A 4,878-nucleotide genomic window follows, 5' to 3' on the forward strand; every position below is an offset into this window, starting at 1 on the left:
TGTAATAGAAACTAATGAAAGATTTTTAAAGCATGTTTTCAAGGAAATGATTGGAGTTGATATAAGTTTACCACTTAAAAGAATGAGCTATAGAGAAGCAATGGATAGATTTGGAGTAGATAAACCAGATTTAAGATTTGGACTAGAACTTGTGGATGTTAAAGAAGAAGTTAGAAATTCAGGCTTTAAAGTTTTTGAATCTCAAGTAGAAACTGGTTCAATCAGAGGCATTAACATTAAAGATGGAGCTGCTCAATATTCAAGAAAACAAATTTCAAAGCTTGAAGAATTCGTTAAAACTTATGGGGCTAAAGGATTAGCTTGGATAAAACTTGAAAATGGAGAAATATCTTCTCCTATTGCAAAATTTATAAGTGAAGATACATTAAATTCTTTAATAGAAAAACTTAAAGGAGAAGATGGAGACTTATTAGTTTTTGTAGCAGATGAAGAAGATGTTGTATTTGATAGTTTGGGAAATCTTCGTAACAAGGTTGCAAGAGACATGGATTTAATAAAACCTAATTCATATGAACTATTATGGATTACTGAATTCCCTCTTTTCGAATATGATAAAGAAGAAGAGAGATACGTAGCTAAGCATCATCCTTTCACTGCACCAATGGATGAAGATATAGAAAAATTGGAGTCAGACCCTAAAAATTGTAGAGCTAAAGCATATGATATTGTAATAAATGGAGACGAAATGGGTGGTGGAAGTATTAGAATAAATGACCCACAAATCCAAGAAAAAATGTTTAATGCATTAGGTTTTACAAGTGAAGAAGCTGAAGAAAAATTTGGATTCTTAATTGATGCGTTTAAGTATGGAGCTCCACCTCATGGAGGAATAGCTTATGGTCTTGACAGATTAATTATGTTATTCACAGACTCATCAAATATAAGGGATGTAATAGCTTTTCCAAAGACTCAATCAGCTACAGACTTATTGACAGGAGCACCAGCAGCTGTATCTGAAAAACAACTTCAAGAGGTTCATGTAAAGGTAATAGACTGACATTTTAGGAGGTGTTGGAATTGAAAAATTCAGGCATTGTGATAAATGTTGACGGAGATTACTTAGATATAGTTAGTGTTAGAGAAAGTGCCTGCGGGGGAAGTTGTGAAAGCTGTGGTGCACATTGTGAATCAAAGGCTGAAACTCTCAGATTATTAAATACAATAGAAGCTGAAGTTGGAGATAGGGTAGAATTAGAAATCAATTCGTCTAAAGTTTTAGGGTATATTGGTTTAGTATATGGAGTTCCGCTCATTATATTTATAATTAGTGTTATTACATCTTTTGCAATTCTAGGAGAAGCAAATCAAATTTGGTGTTTTTTAATAGGTTTGATATCTATAGCAATTAGCTATTCTGTAATAAGAAAAATAGATGGAAGTTTAAAAAATACTAATTCTGAGATAAAAATAAGGAAGATTAGTTATGAGTAAAAAAAAATCATTTCAGACTCTATTGAATTTTTCCATAATATTTTTAATAGCTGCTAGTGTGATTTTTGGTTATTCTAAAATGAAATACAGTAGTTATTTGTCAGAATTAAATAATTTAGAGTCTCTAAAAAAAGAATTACAAAGTATCAAAGAAGAGATAAAGCTAAATTCAGAACTAGTTAAGACAAAAGAGAAAGAATTAAATGATAAATCAATAGAATTTTTAACTATTTATGGTTTTGATTATCTAAAAGAAGATGATGAATTAGTCCAAGAAGAAGTAAAAAGATTAGTAGATGAAAATAACAAGATAAAAAATGACTTAAGAGAGGAGCTAAAAAAATATATCCATTATTTTGACGGCTCATATTATGAGGCAGAAGATTACACAGGTTTAGTTGCTCAAATGTTGTCATTAGATAGTAGAGAAACTAGCGAGCAATTAAAAACTGATTTATATTCTAATTTAGCTATTGATAATTTTATAAAAGAAGCAAAGAAGAGTGGGACAATATCATATTTAAATTCTTTAAATAATGAGTCTAAATTTAATAATATACTACTTTTTTTGACAACAATGTATTCAGATAATTTGTATGAAATTTCTCATGATTTAACTGATATGCCGGATAATTTAAATTCTTTATATAACAATATTTTAGCAACACATCAACTATACAAGACTTTAGAAGACTTTAGTTTTAATACAGGAACTTTGACTAGCGCAAATTTGAATGAGCTTGTATATAAAACGGAAGATTTAGTTAAAAAATATTACGGAAATCAAGCAGTAATAGAAAAATTGACGGGTGAAACTTATGAAAAGTCTGAGTAGTACTTCAAAAAAAATATTAAGTATTTTGTTTATATCGTCTGGATGTATATTACTATTTTTTGCAAAAGAAAATTTTAAACTTGTAAATACAAATATATCAGTAGAAAATGCTAAGTATAAAACTGACATTTTAAAGATTAAAAAAGAAAATAATAAATCTAAAGATGATATATCTGACTTGGAGAAAAAATTAAATAAAATTAGCAATAGAAGAAAGACTATGGAAAATTTAGTTTCAGAATATGACTATGAAACTAATAAATATGATGATTATATATCATATCCTATGGCTTTAGACTATAATGTATTAAACATTAAAAAACTCGAAGCTCAGGATAAAGACAATATAATAAATTCTTTTTATTTTAATGATAAGGTTAGAGATTTAGAAAGTGCAAAATCAAACTTATTAATTTCTAGTATATTACAAAATGATTATCTTATAAGAGAAGTGAATTATAATCTTCTTAGAAGTAATTTTGAAGCTTATAAATATAATGGAATTTTAAAATACTACAACACTACAACAAATTATTTTTTGAAAAGTAAAGTACAAATAGAGTCAAAAGATAGACTTATGAGTTTGTATCAAAATATGATAGTTTTAAAAAATTTAGGGCTCGAAATGTTGGATCATTTGACTTTTGTAGATATATCTGACCAAAAGGAAATAGATTTACAAAATATAAGAAAACAAATGAATAATTCAAATTCATTTAATTACTCAATTCCTCAAAAATTTACAGAATCATATTACAATAAACTATTGTTCGGAACCGATGTTTACTGCGTTGTGAATTCTTACTCAAAATATGTAAATATTAAAGAAAAGAAGATAGATAATGGAAAAATAAAAATTATGCAGGATTTTAGAGGAAGGATACACTTAATATCTGAATTAAAATCAAATCAAATTATGAATTATTATTATGATACTTCGGGGAAAGTCTATAAAGTTGTAAATTTTTCTGATGGAATAGAGACGATTGATTTTAATAAAACATCTGGGATTTTAGAACGTTCAGTAAAATTATATAAATATGCAAAATAATACAGAGTGATATAACCCATCCAAAATAGACAGTCTAATTAAAATTAGTGTAAATATTTTGGATGGAGTTTTTTGAGCATAAAGCATAAATATATCATATAAAGAAAAAAGGAAGAAAATTTCGGAAAATTAAAAGAAAAGAAATGCGATGTCAAATTAAGTAGACATCACATTCTTAGTAAATTACAGTGTTTTAAAAACCTTAAACATTAAATTTAAAGTGTATAATATAACACTGATAATATCTATGTTTAAAGAGTATTTGTGCAATATGTTGTGCAACACAATTAAAAAATATCAATGGTTGCTGCTTGTTGCCTTTTATATTCTATTAAGGCATCTGAGTAAATATCAAGTGTTGTTGATATTTTAGCGTGACCTAGCATATTTGACAAGGCTTTTATGTTGCAGTTGTTTTCTATCATTCTTGTTGCGTAAGTATGTCGCAAAGAATGAGGGTTGATTTTTCGTATATTAGCTTCTATACACAATTTATGCAAATATCTTCTTGCATTAGCTGTTGTTCTAAAATTTAATGTCCTGGAAAAGAAAACTAAATTTAATAAGTTAAATTCATTATTATTTTTTTGTCTTTCTAAAAGGATGTCATAAGCTTTTTGGTTTAGAGGAATTGTTCTTAATCCGGCATCAGTTTTTGGATATTCTTTAAATTCAGGATTGCCTCTAATTTCTATCATTATTTTTTTTATGGTAATTTCTTTTTTAGTCATGTCTACCATATCCCATGTAAGTCCAGCAGCTTCTCCAATTCTTAATCCAGTGGCCAACATAAATACAAAGAAATTAGCATATTCTTCCTCTTCACAACGTTTAATAAATTTTTTTTGTTCATCAATGGTAAGCGCTATTATTTTTTCTTTGTGTCGACCTAAAGGCAATTCAACACCTATACAAGGATTTTCTTTTATTAATTTTATTTCTATAGCTTTTTTCATTGATTGTTTAAGTTTAGTGTGAACTTGCTCTATTGTTGATTTAGAATATTTTTGATTTGCAAACATATTATTATAAGCTATTTGAATGTCTAGAGTGGTTAAATCCCTTAATGGAATGTCTCCTAAAGATTTATCTAGGAAATCACGTATAAGCCTTTCATAGACATTGTAAGTTGTTTGTGTAACTGAATTCTTTTTATAGGTTTCTAGCCATTCTGATAGCCACTGAGAGACTGAATAATAATTTGTATCTAGGCTAAGCCCCTCATATTCTTTTTTTATTTCATAAAGTTTATCTCTAACTTCTTTTTTGGTTTTTCCTGTAGCTGACTTTCTTACTATTTTGCCAAATCTATCAAATCCTATAGAAATTTGACCTCTCCAGCCATCAAGGTACTTATAATATGTTCCTTCTCCGTTAGAATTTTTCATTTTAACCTCCTAAATTATTGTTTTTAAAATAATGATTTAAGTTATATTCTTCAATGCCAGTCAAAAAAGATATTTGTTTTATACTTAAGCCAGCGAAAGAGGATATATCATATTTTTTTAATATCATTGAAGTAGCAAAGAAATTAGCTTCA

Annotated in this window: 5 protein-coding genes; 4 read left to right on the forward strand and 1 reads right to left on the reverse strand. The window is 27.6% G+C overall.

Annotated features, from left to right (window positions below; all coding sequences use genetic code 11):
• The 4 genes from aspS to SOR77_RS02435 all read left to right on the forward strand — a co-directional run.
• On the forward strand, positions 1-1,018 hold a 1,018-nt coding region (gene aspS, locus SOR77_RS02420; protein WP_320635607.1), incomplete at its 5' end, for an aspartate--tRNA ligase.
• A gap of 20 nt (positions 1,019-1,038) precedes the next feature.
• The gene (locus tag SOR77_RS02425; protein WP_320635608.1) at positions 1,039-1,452 is read left to right on the forward strand and encodes a SoxR reducing system RseC family protein; all 414 of its coding nucleotides are present in this window, start codon (positions 1,039-1,041) and stop codon (positions 1,450-1,452) included.
• On the forward strand, positions 1,445-2,287 hold the full coding sequence (locus SOR77_RS02430; RefSeq protein WP_320635609.1) for a hypothetical protein: 843 nt from the start codon (positions 1,445-1,447) through the stop codon (positions 2,285-2,287). Before SOR77_RS02425 ends, SOR77_RS02430 begins: the two co-directional genes overlap by 8 nt.
• Entirely contained in the window at positions 2,271-3,338 is a 1,068-nt protein-coding gene (locus tag SOR77_RS02435; RefSeq protein ID WP_320635610.1) for a hypothetical protein, read from the forward strand. The genes SOR77_RS02430 and SOR77_RS02435 overlap by 17 nt, the downstream gene beginning before the upstream one ends.
• A gap of 287 nt (positions 3,339-3,625) precedes the next feature.
• Here the strand turns inward: SOR77_RS02435 and SOR77_RS02440 are convergent, their stop codons facing one another.
• Positions 3,626-4,726, reverse strand: a complete 1,101-nt coding sequence (locus SOR77_RS02440) for a tyrosine-type recombinase/integrase (protein WP_320635611.1) — start codon at positions 4,724-4,726, stop codon at positions 3,626-3,628.
• Between the last annotated feature and the right edge of the window lie 152 nt (positions 4,727-4,878).

Origin of the sequence: Peptoniphilus sp. (assembly GCF_034090345.1) — a bacterium.
In the GTDB taxonomy this organism is placed as follows: Bacteria; Bacillota; Clostridia; order Tissierellales; family Peptoniphilaceae; genus Peptoniphilus.

Excerpts from the sequence above, each read along its gene's own strand:
- SOR77_RS02430 (WP_320635609.1), top strand. The coding sequence starts at position 1,445 with ATGAGTAAAAAAAAATCATTTCAGACTCTATTGAATTTTTCCATAATA.
- SOR77_RS02435 (WP_320635610.1), top strand. The coding sequence starts at position 2,271 with ATGAAAAGTCTGAGTAGTACTTCAAAAAAAATATTAAGTATTTTGTTT.
- SOR77_RS02440 (WP_320635611.1), bottom strand. The coding sequence starts at position 4,726 with ATGAAAAATTCTAACGGAGAAGGAACATATTATAAGTACCTTGATGGC.